1 protein-coding gene is annotated in these 19,508 nt (G+C 48.3%); it reads left to right on the top strand.

Translation table 11 applies throughout. From position 1 onward, the window contains the following. Positions 1–14: 14 nt before the first annotated feature. Positions 15–19,499 (top strand): tyrocidine non-ribosomal peptide synthetase TycC, encoded by a 19,485-nt coding sequence (gene tycC / locus EL268_RS15375; protein WP_269149412.1) that lies wholly within the window; start codon positions 15–17, stop codon positions 19,497–19,499. Positions 19,500–19,508: the final 9 nt, after the last annotated feature.

Here is a 19,508-nt window from a genome sequence, read left to right as displayed (position 1 = left end):
CTTTGAATCTATCAATAACAGAGTTGAGGTGCGTAATGAAAAAGCAGGAAAATATCGCAAAAATTTATCCGTTAACTCCATTGCAAGAGGGTATGCTGTTTCATGCTGTCAAAGATTCAGAGAGCAGTGCCTACTGCCTCCAGATGTCCGCAACGATCCAAGGCAATTTTCATCTGCCTACGTTTGAAGAGAGCATAAACAAGCTTGTAGAAAACTACGAGGTATTGCGAACGGTGTTTGTGTATCAAAACCTGCAGCGACCCAGACAGGTTGTTTTTAAAGAGAAAAAAGCAGTTGTGCATTTCGAAAACATTGCTCATTTGCCTGTAAATGATCTGAACGATTACATAAAAGCGTATACGCGTCAGCATCATACGTTTGACCTGACAAAAGATAGCTTGATGAAAGCAGCGATTTTCCAAACAGAGGAGAACAAGTTTCAATTCGTTTGGGCGTTCCATCATATCATCGTAGACGGTTGGACATTGGGGGTATTGCTCAATAAACTGCTCTCGTATTACGCGGCCCTTTACAAAGGTGAGCCTATTCCACGGGAAGCAACCAAACCATATAGCGAATACATCAAATGGCTGGATAAGCAAAACAAAGAGGAGGCGCTCGCTTACTGGCAAAATTACCTGGAAGGCTTTGACCATCAGGCTGATTTCCCCAAGAAGAAGCATGTGGCGGAGGATGGTACTTATCTGCATATCGATTCTCATTTCACCATATCCCCTGAGAAGACGCAGCAATTGATGCAAATTGCCAATCAGAATCAGGCCACTATGAGCAGTGTGGTTCAATCCCTCTGGGGCATTTTGGCGAGCAAGTACAAAAATTCGGACGATATTGTATTCGGTTCTGTTGTATCCGGTCGTCCTCCCCAGATCCAAGGCATTGAGAGTATGGTTGGCTTGTTCATTAATACGATTCCAACCCGAATCCAAACGAACAGACAGCAATCGTTCAGCGAGCTGCTTAAGACTGTTCAGAAGCAGGCCTTGTCGTCTGCCGCCTATGATTTCGCCCCTCTTTATGAGATTCAGAGTAAAACACAACTGAAGCAGGAATTGATTGATCATTTGGTGACGTTTGAAAACTACCCGGATAATTCCTTAAAGCACATGGAGGATTCACTAGGTTTTCAGTTCACCGTTGAAAACGGAGAAGAGCAGACCTCCTATGATTTTAACGTAGTAGTAGCTGTCGCACCTTGGAACGAAATGTATGTGAAGTTGAGCTATAATGCAGCGGTTTATGAGCAGGCATTCGTAGACAGAGTGGAAGGCCATTTGAAAACCGTCATCGAGCAAGTCATTCGCAACCCTGATGTGCTGCTTCAAGATATCGGGATCATCACGGATGAGGAAAAACAGCAATTGCTGGTAGCTTATAACGACACAGCAGCTGAATATCCGCGGGACAAAATGATTTTTGAGCTGATCGCGGAGCAAGCAAGACAGACGCCTTCGAAAGTTGCGGTTGTTTGCGGGGAAGATCGCCTTACTTACCAGGAGCTTCAGGAGCGTTCCAACCAGTTGGCCAGAGCTCTGCGTGGGAAAGGAATTACCCAAGGCAGTATCGTCTCCATTATGGCGGAGCATTCACTCGAGCTGATCGTGGCTATGATGGCAGTTCTAAAATCAGGCGGCGCCTATTTGCCGATTGATCCCGAGTATCCGATAGAGAGAATTCAGTATTTACTGGATGACAGTCAGACGACGATTCTCTTGACACAGTCCCATCTTCAGGAAAAAGTCGAGTTTGAAGGCGACATCCTCTACCTAGACAATCCTTCCTTGTTTGAAGGCGACAGTACGGATCTAGACACTGCATGCACACCGGACGATTTGGCGTACATGATCTATACTTCCGGGTCCACGGGGAATCCAAAAGGCGCGATGATTACCCACCGAGGTCTAGTCAATTACATTTGGTGGGCCAACAAGGAGTATGTCCAAGGGGAAGCTGTAGACTTTCCGCTATACTCTTCCATTTCGTTTGATTTGACTGTCACCTCGATCTTCACGCCGCTTCTGTCAGGCAATACGATCTATGTCTATAGAGGAAAAGATAAGGTACAGGTCATTTTAGACATCATCCAAGATAATCAAGTGGGCATCATCAAGCTGACGCCAACACATTTGAAGCTGATTGAAGAAATAGATGGAACAAACAGCAGCATCCGACGGTTTATTGTCGGTGGTGAGAACTTGCCAACCCAATTGGCGAAAAGAATCTATGAGAACTTTGGACAGAATGTCAAGATTTTCAATGAGTATGGACCTACCGAAACGGTTGTGGGCTGCATGATTTATTTGTATGACCCTAAAAAAACCATCCAAGAATCGGTTCCAATCGGAGTCCCTGCAGACAACGTCCAGCTTTATTTGCTCGATTCCTCCATGCAGCCGATACCCGTTGGCTCCATTGGTGAAATGTTTATATCTGGAGATGGCGTAGCCAAAGGATATTTCAATAGACCAGAGCTGACCCAGGAAAAGTTCATCGATAATCCGTTCCGCCCGGGGACCAAAATGTATCGAACAGGCGATCTGGCGAAATGGCTGCCCGACGGCAATATGGAATACTTGGGAAGAATCGACCATCAAGTCAAAATTCGCGGGCATCGGATTGAGATGGGCGAAATTGAGACGCGTTTGACGCAGCATGAATGGATCAAGGAAGCCGTCGTCATCGCTGAAAAGGATGACAGTGGTCAAAATGTGCTCTATGCCTACATTGTTTCCGAGCAGGAGTTGACCGTATCGGAACTACGAGAGCATCTGGGAAGTACACTTCCTTCCTACATGATCCCGTCCTTCTTTGTCCGTTTGGAGAAAATTCCGCTGACAGCCAATGGAAAAGTAGAGCGGAAGAAATTGCCGAAGCCTGACGGTGCAGTTGTAACGGGAACAGCGTACGCCGCTCCTCAGAATGAAACGGAAACAAAATTGGCTGAGATTTGGCAGCAAGTCCTGGGGGTTAGCCGTGTAGGCGTTCACGATCATTTCTTTGATTTGGGCGGACATTCACTGAAGGCTATGACAGTCATCTTTCAAGTTTCTAAAGTGTTGGAAGTGGATTTGCCAGTAAAGGCACTGTTCGAGAATCCGACCGTATCCCAGCTCGCTGCTTTTATCTCGAGATCAGGGAAAAGCAAGTACACAGCCATTCAACCGGTTGAGGTAAAAGAATTTTATCCCGTATCTTCTGCTCAAAAAAGAATGTATATTCTTCAGCAATTTGAAGGAAGCGGAATCAGCTATAACATTTCGGGTGCAATGCTGCTGGAAGGAAAGCTGGATTACAATCGTTTTGCGAGCACGGTCCAACGACTGGCGGAACGCCACGAAGCCTTGCGCACCTCCTTCCACAGGATCGATGGTGAGCCTGTACAGAAAGTGCATGATGAGGTAGAAGTACCCATCCTGATGCTGGAGTCTACGGAAGACAAAGCGGAGCAGATCATGCGTGATTTTGTCCGTCCTTTTGACCTCGGAATCGCTCCGTTGATTCGAACAGGCTTGGTCCAGTTGGGCAAAGACCGTCATTTGTTCCTGCTCGACATGCACCATATCATCTCGGACGGTGTTTCGTCCCAAATTTTGCTGAGTGAATTTGCCAAGTTGTATCAAGGGGAAGCCTTGCAGCCTCTACCTCTCCAGTACAAGGATTTCGCTGCGTGGCAAAATGAGCTGTTCCAGACGGACGTGTACAAGAAGCAGGAGCTACATTGGTTGAATACGTTTGCGGATGAAATTCCTTTGCTCAATCTGCCGACTGATTATCCGCGTCCAACCATTCAAAGCTTTGAAGGGGATCTTGTTCTTTTTGACACAGGAAAAGAATTGACCGAACGTTTGCGCAAGGTAGCAGCTGATACGGGAACAACCCTGTATATGGTCTTGCTCGCGGCCTACCATGTATTCCTGTCCAAGTATTCCGGCCAAGAGGATATCATCGTGGGTACGCCTGTCGCTGGTCGTTCCCATGCCGACGTGGAAAACATCATGGGGATCTTTGTGAATACGTTGGCGATGAGAAATCAGCCTGCGAGCGACAAAACCTTTACCCAATTCTTGCAAGAAGTGAAACAAAATGCGCTGGCGGCCTATGACAATCAGGATTATCCATTTGAAGAGCTGGTTGAAAAGCTGGCGATTCAACGTGACATTAGCCGAAATCCTTTGTTTGACACCATGTTTTCTTTGGAAAATGCCAATCAGCAGTCGCTGGAAATCGAGCAGCTTACAGCAGCTCCGTATGAGTTGTATAACAAAATTTCAAAGTTCGATCTTGCTTTGAATGCGAGTGAATCGCAATCCGACATTCAATTCCAATTCGTATTTGGAACGAAGCTATTCAGGAAAGAAACCATCCAAAGAATGGCCCATCATTATCTGGAAATCCTGCGTACCATTCCGGCACAGCCGAATGCCAAGTTAGCAGAAATCGACATGATGACAGAAGCAGAAAAACGTACTCTCATCCTGAATGTCAACAATACTTTTGTCGAACGTTCCGCTGATCAGGTTTTGCATCAATTGTTTGAAGAGCAAGTAGCGCTTACGCCAGATCAAGTAGCTGTAGCCTATGACGGATACACCTTGACCTATCGCCAGTTGAACGCCCGTGCGAATCAAGCAGCTCGTTTGCTGCGGAGCAAAGGAACGCAACCAGATACGTTGATCGGAATTATGGTAGACCGTTCCATCGGGATGGTCGTGAGCATGTTGGCCGTGTTAAAAGCAGGTGGTGCGTATACGCCAATTGATCCTACCTACCCGCCAGAAAGAATCCAATACATGCTCAGCGACAGCAAAGCTCCGATTCTACTGACACAGCGTCATTTGAAAGAGACAGTAGAGTATGCAGGAGAAATCATTGACGTAGATGATGAAGCGATTTATGCAGGTGACGACACCAATCTTGACAATGTCTCTCGCAGGGATGACTTGGCCTATGTCATCTATACATCTGGTTCGACCGGAAATCCCAAAGGGGTTATGATCGCGCATCAAGCGATCTGCAATCACATGCTCTGGATGAAGAATGCCTTCCCACTGACTACAGAGGATGCTGTCTTGCAAAAAACGCCGTTTTCTTTCGATGCTTCCGTATGGGAATTTTATTTGCCGCTGATCACGGGGGGACGCCTGGTACTGGCAAAGCCAGACGGACATCGCGACATCGAGTACATGACTCGCATGATCAGAGAAGAGAAGATCACGACTTTACAGATGGTTCCTTCCTTGCTGGACCTGATCATGACAGAACCGGGATGGAGCTCTTGCACGAGCTTGCAACGCGTTTTCTGCGGTGGAGAAGCATTGGCACCTGCACTTGTTTCGCGCTTTTACCAGACGCAAACGGCGCAGTTGATTAACCTCTATGGCCCTACAGAATCCACGATTGATGCGACATACTGGATTTGCCCTCGTTTGCCGGAGTATGGCGTGATTCCCATTGGCAAACCGATTGATAACGTCCGTTTGTACGTCGTAAATGCGAGCAACCAGCTCCAGCCTGTAGGAGTTGCAGGAGAACTGTGCATTGCTGGCGATGGTTTGGCCCGCGGCTACTGGAATCGTGAAGAACTGACAACTGCCAGCTTCATTGACAATCCGTTTGAACCGGGTAGCAGGATGTACCGTACTGGAGACATGGTAAGGTATCTAGCCTGCGGCAACGTGGAATATCTCGGACGCATCGACCATCAGGTCAAAATCAGAGGCCACCGGATCGAACTGGGTGAGATCGAAGCAAAACTTTTGCAGCATGAATGGATAAAAACGGCCATTGTCCTTGCCCGTCCAGATGAAAAAGGGCAAAACAACTTGTACGCCTATATCGTTTCCGAACAGGAAATCAACACGGCCGACCTGAGAGCTTACATGGCTTCCCATTTGCCATCTTATATGGTTCCTTCTTATTTTGTTTATTTGGAGCAGCTGCCGCTCACGGCAAATGGCAAGGTAGATCGCAAAGCATTGCCTCAGCCTGAGGGAGCATCCTCATCTGAAACCGTGTATGTAGCGCCGCGCAATGAAGTGGAAGCCATGCTCGCAGACATTTGGCAAAGTGTACTTGGGGTGAACCCAATCGGGGTACACGATCATTTCTTCGAGTTGGGCGGACACTCTTTGAAGGCGATGAACGTTATCTCTTTGATCCATCGGACCCTTCATGTAGATGTGCCGTTGAAAACACTGTTTGAATTGCCTACGATTGCTGACTTGTCAGCATATATCGCTACTGCTGGCAAAGGCAAGTATACGACGATTGAACCTGTCCAAAAGCAGGAGTATTACTCGGTCTCTTCTGCACAAAAGAGAATGTTTCTTCTCCGACAAATGGAAGGTGCAGGCATCAGCTACAACATGCCGGGCATTCTGTACATCGATGGCAAGCTGGATACAGAGCGTTTGCAGCAAGCGCTCAAGAGTCTGGTGAAACGCCATGAATCTCTGCGTACCTCGTTCCACTCCATGAAAGGAGAGACTGTTCAGCGTGTACATGAAAATGTCGAGCTGGAAATCTCGTTTATGGAGTCAACAGAGGGAGAGCTAAAACAAATCGTCGAGCAATTTATTCAACCGTTCGATTTGGAAAAAGCTCCACTGATGCGCGCTGGACTGGTCAAAGTGGCTCCGGAACGCCATCTTTTCATGCTGGATTTCCACCATATTGTCGTGGATGGTGTATCGATTGGCATTCTTGTTCAAGAGCTTGCTCAGCTTTACCACGGGGAAGAGCTGCCTGAACTGAGCATTCAGTACAAGGACTTTGCCCATTGGCAGAATCAGTGGTTCGAGACGGAAGAGTTCGCTGCTCAGGAAGCCTCTTGGATCGATACCTTTACGGGAGAAATTCCTGTACTGAATCTAGCAACGGATCATCCGAGACCTTCTGTGAAAAGCTTCGAGGGTGAGCGATTTGTTTTCAGCTCCGGGGCCCTTTTGAAAAAAGAATTGAATCGACTTGCTCATGGTACAGGAGCTACGCTCTACATGGTTCTGCTGGCTGCCTACAATGTACTTCTCTCCAAATACTCTGGACAAGAGGACATTATTGTTGGTGCGCCTACTGCTGGCAGGTCCCATGCAGAAACGGATTCGATCATCGGTATGTTTGTCAATACACTGGCATTGCGAAATGAGCCTGTGGGGGATAAGACCTTCCTCAACTTTTTGGCAGAAGTGAAAAACAATACGCTGAAAGCCTTTGAAAATCAGGATTATCCACTGGATGAGCTGATCGATAAGCTGAACATTCAACGGGATCTGAGCCGCAATCCTTTGTTTGACACCGTATTTATCTTGCAAAATATGGATCAGAAGCCGTTCGAAATGGAGCAACTGACGTTTACACCCTATATGGCAGACGTGAATCAGGCCAAGTTTGATCTGGCATTAGAGGCGTACGAAGAAGATGAGGAGATTATCTTTAGCCTTGATTACTGCACCAAATTGTTTACAAGAGAGACGATTGAAAAAATAGCGGCACATTTCATCCATATCCTTCATGCCGTTATTGAGCAACAAGCCATTACCTTGTCCGAAATTACGATGCTTTCCGATGAAGAAAAGCATCGCTTGATAGTAGAATTCAACCAAACGCATACGGAATATCCGCAGAACAAGACATTACATGAGCTGTTTGAGGAGCAAGTGGAAAAAACACCACAGGCTGCTGCGGTTGAAATCGGCGACAAGCAGATGTCCTATCACGAACTGAATGAGCGAGCAAACCAGCTTGCCGCTACCTTGCGTGAACGAGGAGTAAAGGCTAACCAATTCGTAGGAATCATGGCAAACCGTTCTGTGGAAATGGTTGTGGGAATCATGGCCATTTTGAAAGCAGGTGGAGCCTACGTGCCTATCGATCCCGAATATCCGGAAGATCGTGTGGCCTACATGCTGGTTGATTGCGAAGCCCGTCTGGTGCTTACCCAAAAACATCTTGGCGCTAAGCTGGCTTCTAGTGTGAGCGTGGAATGCCTGTATCTGGAGGAGGAGAAGAACTATTCTTCCAACCGTTCGAATCTCGAGCCGATTCAAACCGCTTCCGATTTGGCTTATGTCATCTATACATCGGGGACAACAGGCAAGCCAAAAGGAGTAATGATCGAGCATCGTGGCATTGTCAACAGCGTGTTGTGGAAGAAAGAGGAGTATCAGTTTAGCGTCCATGATAGAAGTCTGGTACCCCTATCCTTTGCGTTTGATGGCTTTGTTCTTTCCTTCTTTACGCCGATCCTTTCAGGTTCAACCGTCGTTTTGGCGGAGGATGAAGAAGCCAAAGACCCTGTATCTCTCAGAAAACTTATAGCAGCTGCGAGATGCACTCAAATGACATGCGTGCCAAGTTTGTTCCAAGCGATATTGGAATGCGGTTCTGCTGCGGATATCAGCTCCCTGCAAACCGTCACACTAGGGGGCGAAAAAGTATCTGCGCAGCTCGTTGAGAAGAGCAATCAGCACAATCCGCAACTGGTTATCGTCAATGAATACGGTCCGACAGAAAGCAGTGTCGTCGCCACCTGGCAGCGAATTTCGCAACTGGATTCTGTGATAACGATCGGACGTCCCATTGCCAATACCAGCATCTATATCGTGGACAAATTCCATCAGCTACAGCCAATCGGCGTCGTCGGGGAAATTTGCATCGGTGGTCACGGTTTGGCACGTGGATATTGGAACAAGCCGGAACTCACAGCAGAGAAGTTTGTTTCTCATCCGTATTTGGAAGGCGAGCGCATGTACAAAACGGGTGATCTAGGAAAGTGGCTCCCTGGCGGAACGATTGAATTTGTCGGTCGCTTGGATGAACAGGTAAAAGTAAGGGGATATCGGATTGAAATCGGCGAGATTGAGTCGGTTATGCTCTCCGTTGAAAAGGTGACTTCGGCTGTCGTGATTGTCCATGAAGACCAACAGGGCCAATCGTCGCTTGCTGCTTATTACACGGCGGAAGAAAAGCTTGAAGTCTCGAATCTGTGGGCGTATCTGTCGCAATCCTTGCCGTCTTACATGATTCCTGCTTACTTGGTCCAGCTCGATCATCTCCCGCTTACGCCTAATGGAAAGATCGACAGGAAAGCCTTGCCGAAACCAGAAGGCAGACCTGTAACGGGAGCAGAATATGTGGCGCCAGCAAGTCCTGTGGAAAGCAGGCTGGCAGAGATTTGGGAACGTGTGCTTGGGGTAAACGACATTGGTGTTCTCGACAACTTCTTCCAGCTAGGCGGGCATTCCTTGAAAGCCATGTCGCTTGCCGCACAGATTCATCGGGAGTATCAAGTCGAGCTTCCACTCAGAGTACTCTTTGCGACACCTACCATCCAGGCAGTGGCACAGTATATTGAAACAAGTGGAAAAGACACACATGTACCGATTCAGCCTGTACCGCGGCAAGCGTATTATCCCGTTTCCTCTGCACAAAAGAGGATGTTTGTCCTGCGACAGTTTGAAGGCACTGGCACAGTCTATAACATGACAAGCGTGATGTATATTGAAGGCGATCTGGATCATGCACGATTTGAAACCGCGATGCAAGGGCTTGTCAAGCGACACGAATCGTTGCGGACATCCTTCCACACAGTGAATGGCGAGCCTGTTCAACGTGTACATGAGACAGTCGAACTGGATGTGCGCTATGAGGATTTGACGGAAGACCAAGTCGAGCAAACCATCGAATCATTTGTGCAAGCATTTGATCTGGAGAAGGCTCCGTTGTTGAGGGTCGGACTCTTCAGATTGGGAGAGAAGCGACATCTCTTCCTGATGGATATGCATCACATCATTTCGGATGGCGTCTCTGTCGGAATCATCATGGATGAATTCTCGCAGCTGTATCGAAACGAATCTTTGCCAGAGCTGGCTGTTCAATACAAAGATTTTGCTGTCTGGCAGACGGATCTGTTCCAAACAGACATCTATACAAAGCACGAGAACTACTGGTTGAAGTCCTTCGCGGGTGACATTCCGGTACTGAATCTGCCCGCCGATTATTCTCGCCCGCTGGTTCAAAGCTTTGAGGGAGATTGCATTACGTTCCAGACAGACAAAACGTTGATGGACGATTTATACAAGCTCGCCCATGAGAACCACACCACGCTGTTTATGGTCTTGCTGGCGGCTTACAATGTGCTCCTTTCCAAATACAGTGGCCAAGAAGACATCGTAGTGGGAACGCCGATTGCTGGCAGATCTCATGCGGATGTAGAAAAAGTCTTGGGGATGTTTGTCAATACACTGGCTTTGCGAAACTACCCGGACGGAACGAAATCGTTCCAGGCATTTTTGGAAGATGTCAAACAGAATACGCTGCAAGCATACGCCCACCAGGATTATCCGTTTGAAGCGCTGGTCGAAAAACTGGAAATCCAGAGGGATCTCAGCAGAAACCCGCTGTTTGACACCATGTTTATTTTGCAAAACCTGGACAAAAAAGCTTATGAGCTGGATGGGCTGAAATTTGAAGCTTACTCCGGAGATGGGCAGCAGGGCAGCGCCAAATTCGATCTCACACTGGAAGCGCATGAGGATGAGACAGGAATTCATTTTGGTCTCGTGTACTCCTCGAAATTGTTCCAAAGAGACACGATGGAAAGAATGGCAGGTCATTTCCTCCAGGTGCTGCGAGGAGTCATTGCAGACCAAACAGTGGCGTTGCGTGAAATCAACTTGCTCGGTGAGGAAGAAAAACACCTTGTAACTGTTGCATTCAACAACACGTTTGCCACGTATCCACGCGAAAGCACGATTCAGGAGCTGTTCGAGGAGCAAGTGGAAAGAACGCCCGAGCATACTGCAGTTGTGATGAACGCGCAGATGCTAACGTATCGGGAGCTGAACCAAAAGGCGAATCAGGTCGCAAGTGCACTTCGCCGATTGGAAATAGGAAGAGACAGCGTTGTAGGTTTGTTGGCAGATCGTTCACTCGAGATGATCACAGGCATTATGGGGATCATCAAAGCGGGAGGCGCCTATCTGGGGATTGATCCTGAGCATCCAGCTGATCGCATCTCTTACATGCTTGAAGATGGCGGCGTGAAGGTTGTTCTTGTCCAAAGACATTTGCTGCATCTTGTTGACGAAGGTCTCATTCCAATCGTTTTGGAAGACGAGAGCCTAGAGAAAGAAGATGCCAGCAATTTGACCAACCTCAATGACGCCAAGGACTTGGCCTATGTAATGTACACGTCGGGTTCAACAGGCAAACCAAAAGGAGTCATGGTCGAGCATCGCAATGTCACCCGATTGGTGAAAAATACGAATTACGTTCAGGTACACGAAGAAGATCGCATGATTCAAACCGGTGCTATTGGCTTCGATGCCATGACATTTGAAGTTTTCGGAGCTCTGTTGCATGGTGCCAGTTTGTTCCTGGTGAGCAAGGATGTTCTGTTGGATGCGGAGAAGCTGGGCAGCTTCCTGCGGGAAAATCGGATTACAACGATGTGGTTAACTTCACCACTGTTTAACCAGCTTTCGCAAGACAACCCGGCGATGTTTGAAGGCTTGCGGGCGTTAATTGTCGGTGGCGAAGCACTGTCTCCGAGACACATCAACAAAGTTAACAGCGATCATCCCGCTTTGGAAATTTGGAACGGATACGGCCCGACAGAGAACACGACTTTTTCTACGTGCTATCTGATTGAGAAGGAATTCGAGGACAATATTCCGATTGGAAAGCCGATCACGAACTCCACCGCTTATATCGTGGATGGCAACAATCAGCCGCAGCCTATCGGGGTGCCGGGTGAACTGTGCGTAGGTGGAGATGGAGTAGCCAGAGGCTATTTGAACAAGCCGGAATTGACCGCCGAGAAGTTTGTTCCGAATCCATTTGTTTCTGGTGAAAACATGTACCGCACAGGGGATTTGGCGCGATGGAAGGCGGATGGAACGATTGAGTATTTGGGGCGTATCGACCAACAGGTAAAGATCAGAGGCTATCGGATCGAGCTTGGGGAAATCGAGACCGTTCTGACCAATCAGGAAAAGGTAAAAGAAGCTGTCGTTACGGTGATGGATGATACGAACGGCCAAAAAGCTCTCTGCGCTTATTTTGTTCCAGAAACGGAACTCGACGTGGCAGAGCTGAGAGAGGCTATTTCCAAAGAATTGCCTAGCTACATGGTTCCAGCCTTCTATGTCCAAATGGATAAACTGCCTTTGACTGCAAACGGGAAGGTCAATCGTAGAGCTTTGCCTGAACCATCTGGAGATCGGGTACAAAGCTCCACATATGTCGCCCCGCAAAACACGACTGAGCAGAAGCTGGCTGAAATTTGGCAAGGGGTATTGGGTATTCATGCGATAGGCATTCACGACAACTTCTTCGAACTGGGTGGCCATTCCCTGAAGGCCATGAATGTAATCACGCAGGTGCATAAAGCATTTCAGGTAGAGCTTCCGCTAAAAGCGCTGTTTGAATCTCCTACGGTCCATGAGCTGGCTGCCTATATCACTGCGAGTGAGATTGAAAAGTTCGAGACCATTCAACCAGTAGAGCAAGCTGACTTTTATCCAGTCTCGTTCGCACAAAAAAGAATGTACATCCTGCATGAGTTTGAGGGAAGCGGGATCAGCTACAACGTGCCAAATGTGCTGATAATAGAAGGCCATTTGGATTACGAACGCTTTGAACATGCGATCCGAACACTGGTAAAACGACATGAATCCTTGCGAACATCCTTTCATTCGATAAACGGGGAACCCGTGCAAAGAGTCCATGAAGATGTCGCGCTGTTCATTGGTATTTCTGAGGCGACAGAAGACCAGGTAGAGCATCGCATTCAGGAGTTGGTCCAGCCGTTTGATCTCGAGGTGGCTCCGCTGTTCCGGGTTGAATTGATCAAGCTGGGAGCAGAACGATACTTGTTCTTCATGGATATGCACCACATTATCTCCGATGGTGTATCGCTTGCAGTCATCGCCAAGGAGTTTGCGAGCTTGTACGAAGAAAAGCAGCTCCCTGACATGCGCATCCAGTACAAAGATTTTGCTGCTTGGCAAACAAAGCTGTCCAAGTCTGAGCGTTTCCAAAAACAGGAGGATTATTGGGCGAATGTCTTTGCAGGAGAGATCCCGTTACTCAACCTGCCAAATGATTTCCCAAGACCTACTGTTCAAAGCTTCGAAGGCGACACCGTAGCGATCGGTACAGGAAATCACTTGCTTGCGGAGTTGCGGCAACTCGCTGCAAATACAGGCTCAACGCTGTTCATGGTGCTTTTGGCAGCCTACAATGTGCTGCTGTCCAAATACGCAGGACAGGAAGAAATCGTAGTCGGCACACCGATTGCAGGTCGATCCCACGCAGATGTGGAACGAATCGTCGGCATGTTCGTCAACACGCTTGCTTTGAAAAATGTGGCAGGAGGCAATCTGACCTTCCGCGAGTTTTTGGGTGACGTGAAACAAAATGCGCTGCAAGCATTTGAACATCAGGATTATCCGTTTGAACATCTCGTAGATAAGCTGCAAGTGCGGCGCGATTTAAGCCGAAATCCGCTGTTCGATACGATGTTCAGTCTGGGGCTAGCGGACTCATCTGCATTAGAAATTGCAGGTCTCAACATGTCCGCTTATCCGGTAGATGGCAAGATTGCGAAATTCGATCTCGCTCTGGATGCGATGGAACAACAAGATGAGCTTCTCGTGCAATTCAACTATTGCACGAAGTTGTTTGCAAAAGAATCGATCGATCGCATGGCAACTCATTACGTCAATCTTTTAAAGACGATCATAGCCAATCCAGATAGCAAGCTGGCAGAGATCAGTGTTTTGTCAAAAGATGAGAGGGAGCAAATGCTGCATGATTTCAATGCAACAAAAGCCGCTTATCCAACGAATAAAACGTTCCAGGAGCTATTCGAAGAGCAGGTCGAAAAAACGCCGAATCAGGTAGCCGTAATCTTCGAGGATGAACAGCTAACGTATCGGGAATTAAATGAAAAAGCGAATCAGCTCGCACGTGTTTTGCGCCAAATGGGAGTCAATCCAGAGAGCACTGTCGGCATCATGGTAGACCGCTCCTTGCACATGGTGGTAGGGACACTCGGTATTTTGAAAGCTGGTGGCGCCTACGTCCCGATTGATCCAGACTATCCGTTGGAGCGTCAAGCATTCATTTTGGAAGATAGCGATGCGAAGCTGCTGCTTACCTTGCAAAAGATGAATACACAGCTTGTATTCCCTCACGAAACTCTCTATCTGGATGCAGAGGGGCTGTATCAGGGAGAAGCGAGCAATCTGGAGCCTGTGGCACTGCCGGAACACGCCGCTTACATCATTTATACTTCCGGTACGACTGGCAAGCCAAAAGGGGTCGTGATCGAGCACCGGAGCTATGCGAATGTCGCGTTTGCCTGGCAGGATGAGTATCACCTGGATACCTTTCCGGTTCGCTTGCTGCAAATGGCGAGCTTCGCCTTCGACGTATCGACTGGCGACTTTGCCAGAGCATTGCTGACAGGAGGGCAGCTGATCATTTGCCCGAATGAGGTCAAAATGGACCCGGCTTCCTTGTACGAAATCATCAAGCGGTATGAAATCACGATTTTCGAAGCGACACCAGCTTTGATCATGCCGTTGATGCATTACATTTACGAAAACAAGCTCGACATCAGTCAGATGAAGCTCCTGATTCTCGGAGCAGACAGTTGCCCAGCAGAAGACTTCAAGACCTTGCTGAGCCGATTCAGCCATACGCTGCGCATTATCAACAGCTATGGGGTAACAGAGGCGTGCATCGATTCCAGCTATTATGAAGAAACGGATGTCGCATCCATCCGCTCGGGAACGGTACCGATCGGAAAACCGCTGCCGAACATGCAGATGTATGTGATGGATCAACAATTGAACCTTCAACCTGTTGGAGTCGTGGGTGAGTTGTGCATCGGTGGAGCAGGGGTCGCTCGCGGATATTTGAACAGACCCGAGTTGACACTGGAAAAGTTCGTACCGAATCCATTCGCGCCAGGTGAGCTGTTGTATCGTACGGGTGATTTGGCGAAGTGGCGTGCGGATGGCAATGTGGAATTCCTGGGGCGTAACGATCATCAAGTGAAAATCAGGGGTGTCCGCATCGAGCTGGGCGAAATCGAGACACAGCTACGCAAGCTGGACGGAATTTTGGAAGCAGTTGTCATCGCAAGAGAGGATCACAGACAAGAAAAGTATTTATGCGCGTACATGGTGGCAGACGACGAGATCGACACAGCACAATTACGTCAGGAATTGCTAAAAGAATTGCCTCAAGCGATGATTCCATCGTATTTCGTAACTCTTGAAGCGCTGCCGCTTACAGCAAATGGGAAGATCGACAGACGTTCCTTGCCTGCGCCAGATGTATCCATGCTTAGAACAACGGAGTACGTAGCACCGCGTACGGAATTGGAAACACAATTGGCCCACGTATGGGAGCAAGTGCTGAATATGGAGCAAGTAGGGATTCTGGATGATTTCTTTGCAATTGGCGGTCACTCCCTGCGTGCAATGAGTGTGATTTCGAGCATGCATAACGAATATCAAGTCGATATTCCGCTTCGTATTTTGTTTGAAAAACCGACGATTCAGCAATTGGCTGCACACATCGAAGAGACAGCAAGAGGGCACGTCATTTCGATTCAACCAGCACCTGCGCAAGAGTATTATCCTGTTTCATCGGCTCAGAAGCGCATGTATATTCTCCATCAATTCGAGGGAGTCGGCATCAGCTACAATATGCCTTCGACCATGCTGATCGAAGGGAAGCTGGAACCGGAACGATTAGAGACAGCGTTCAAGCAGCTGATTGAGCGACATGAGAGTCTTCGTACGTCTTTTGCCGTTGTAAATGGAGAGCCTGTTCAGAAGATTCACGAGGAAGTTTCTTTTGAACTTTCGTATACAACGATCACTGAAGACCAGGCTCAAGAGGTTCTTTCAACCCTCGTTCAACCATTCGATCTGGGGGTAGCGCCGTTGCTTCGCGTCCGTCTTCTGCATATCGGAGAAGATCGTCATGTGCTCTTTACCGACATGCATCATAGCATTTCCGACGGTGTATCCTCCGGCATTCTCCTGTCTGAATTAGTGAAGTTGTACCAAGGGGATGTTTTGCCAGAGCTGCGAATCCAGTACAAGGACTTCTCCGTATGGCAACAGGAGCTTTTCCGATCCGAAGCCTTCAACAAGCAAGAACAGTACTGGGCTCAAGTGTTTGCAGACGAAATTCCAGTACTAAACCTGCAAACGGATTTCACCCGACCAAGCATCCAAAATTTCGCAGGGGATCAGTATACCATCGGAACTGGTAAACAGCTCATGGATGGCTTGAACCAGCTGGCCCGAGAAACGGGAACGACACTGTACATGGTGCTCCTCGCGACGTACAATGTTCTGCTTTCCAAGTATTCCGGGCAAGAGGACATCATTGTCGGCACACCGATTACAGGCAGATCCCATGCTGATCTGGAACCAATTGTCGGTATGTTTGTGAACACATTGGCGATGAGAAACAAGCCGCATGCTGCGAAAACATTTACCGAGTTGTTGCTGGAAGTCAAGCAGAATGCACTGGACGCTTACGCCCATCAGGATTATCCATTTGAGGAGCTGGTGGAAAAGCTCGACATTCCGCGAGACTTAAGCAGAAACCCGCTCTTCGACACCATGTTTACTGTGCAGAACAACACAGGCGTGTCCATCGACCTGCAAGGCTTGACACTTGCTCCTTTCATGACGGATCAGACTGGCAACCATTCCAAATTCGATTTGACGTTGATTGCCACAGAAGAGCATGAAGAGATTAGCATTGGTGTGGAGTACAGCACAAGCTTGTTTACGAGAGAAACGATTGAACGGTTAAGCAACCACTTCCTGACCATTGCACAAATGGTTGTGCAAAATCCGCATATCCGCTTGAGTGAGATCGACATGCTCTCGAAGGAGGAGAAGCAGCAGGTTTTCGAGAATTTCAATGGTATATCTGTAAAATATTTACAAGACAAAACGTTGCATCAATTATTCGAAGAGCAAGTTGCGAAGACTCCGGATCAGGAAGCCATTCTCTTTAACGGGCAGTCACTGACGTACAGCGAGCTCAATGAGCGAGCCAACAGACTGGCAAGAGTTCTGCGCACCAAAGGAGTCGGAACTGATCGGCTCGTAGCGGTCATGGCGGAGCGTTCACCGGAGATGATCATTGGCATCCTTGGTATTTTAAAGGCAGGCGGTGCTTATGTTCCAATCGATCCGGCGTATCCGCAAGAACGCATTCAGTACTTGCTTGCGGACAGCGACGCTGCGCTGCTTCTCTGCCAAGCTCATCTGTCAGAGCTATTGTCTTGCGTGTCGAGCGGGATTGATTGGCTTGATCTGAACGCAGAGCATGATGCCCAGATGGATGGTTCCAATCTCACACCACTCAATCAACCGACCGATCTCGCCTATGTGATCTATACATCGGGTACGACCGGAAAGCCGAAGGGCGTCATGATTCCACATCAGGGAATCGTCAATTGCTTGCAGTGGAGAAGAGATGAATATGGATTCGGACCGGGAGACAAGGCGTTGCAGGTATTCTCCTTTGCCTTCGATGGTTTTGTAGCCAGCTTGTTCGCTCCGCTTCTCGGAGGTGCTTCTTGCGTCTTGCCGAGAGAGGAAGAAGCCAAAGATCCGGTAGCGCTGAAGAAGCTGATTGCCCAGGCGGGAGTCACACATTATTACGGTGTGCCAAGTTTATTCCAAGCGATTCTGGATTGCTCAACTGCTGCAGATTTCTCTCCTCTGCGTTGCGTAACATTGGGAGGCGAGAAACTACCTGCGCAGCTTGTACAAAAAACGAAAGAAAAGCATCCAGCAATCGAGATCAACAATGAATACGGTCCGACCGAAAACAGTGTCGTCACCACCATTTCTCGTACGATCGAAGTAGGGCAAGACATCACGATTGGACGACCGCTAGCCAATGTACAGGTTTACATCGTCGATACACAACATCACTTGCAACCGATCGGCGTAGTGGGAGAGCTATGCATCGGAGGAGCCGGACTTGCAAGAGGTTATTTGAACAAACCCGAGCTCACAGAAGAAAAGTTCGTTCCGAATCCGTTTGTGCCAGGAGAGCGCATGTATAAAACGGGTGACTTGGTGAAATGGCGGACAGATGGCACGATCGATTACATCGGTCGGGCTGACGAACAAGTGAAGGTGAGAGGGTACCGCATCGAGATCGGGGAAATCGAGAGCACCATACTCGCTTACGATGGCATCGATCAAGCAGTGGTAGTTGTGCAAGAGGATGACGTAACGTCCGGACAGTATCTGTGCGCCTATCTGGTCACAGCAGCAGACATATCCGTTTCCGAGCTGAGAAGGCATCTGGCGAAGGAACTGCCTGCTTACATGGTTCCAAGCTATTTTGTTCAGTTGGATCAGCTTCCACTCTCGGCCAATGGAAAAGTGGATCGCAAAGCGTTGCCGAAGCCACGGCCATCGGATGCGACCACACGTGAGTTCGTGGCACCAAGAACTGCGACCGAGCATCAATTGGCATCCATCTGGCAAGAAGTTTTGGGGGTAGACCCGATCGGCATCACGGACCATTTCTTTGAACTGGGCGGACATTCATTGAAAGCAACGCTGCTGGTTGCAAAGGTGTATGAGTACATGCAGATTGAACTGCCGTTGAACCTCATCTTCCAGCATCCAACCATTGAGAAGGTAGCGGATTTCATCACGCACAAGAACTTCGAGGGCAACTCCGGGGGAGCCATTCTCTTAAATGAAGAGACGGCGAGAAAGGTATTCTGCTTTACACCGATTGGAGCCCAAAGTGTCTATTACCAGAAGCTTGCTGATGAAATCAAGGGCGTCTCCCTGTATAGCTTTGATTTCATCCAAGAAGACAATCGACTTGAGCAGTACATGGAAGCCATCGTCGCGATTGATCCAAAAGGACCCTATATGCTCATGGGATATTCTTCGGGAGGCAATCTGGCTTTTGAAGTCGCAAAAGAACTGGAGAACCAAGGCTATGTCGTGACTGACCTCATCTTGTTCGATTCGTATTGGAAAGACAAGGTGATGGAGCGGACTCTGGCGGAAACAGAGAGTGATATTGCCCAGTTATTTGCCGAAATTGGAGAAAACATCGAGATGTTCAACATGACACAAGAAGACTTCAATTTGTACGCTGCCAATGAATTCGTCAAGCAAAGCTTCATTCGAAAAACAGTCAGCTACGTGATGTACCACAATCAACTGATCAATACGGGTGCAACGAACGGAGCGATCCATCTCATTCAATCAGAGCTGGAATCGGGCGAGGAAGATCTGGTTGCAGTCAAATGGAATGAATCCGCTTGGACACAGGCTACGAAACGACTGATGACGTACGAAGGGTACGGAATCCACTCCAGAATGTTGGGAGGAAATTACGTGTCGATGAATGCCTCCATCCTCCGAGACATCCTGCAAGAGCTGTTCATTCTGAAATAAGATAGTGGC

Source organism: Brevibacillus brevis (assembly GCF_900637055.1).
GTDB lineage: Bacteria > Bacillota > Bacilli > Brevibacillales > Brevibacillaceae > Brevibacillus > Brevibacillus brevis.
This window is presented reverse-complemented; position numbering and strand designations above follow the sequence as displayed.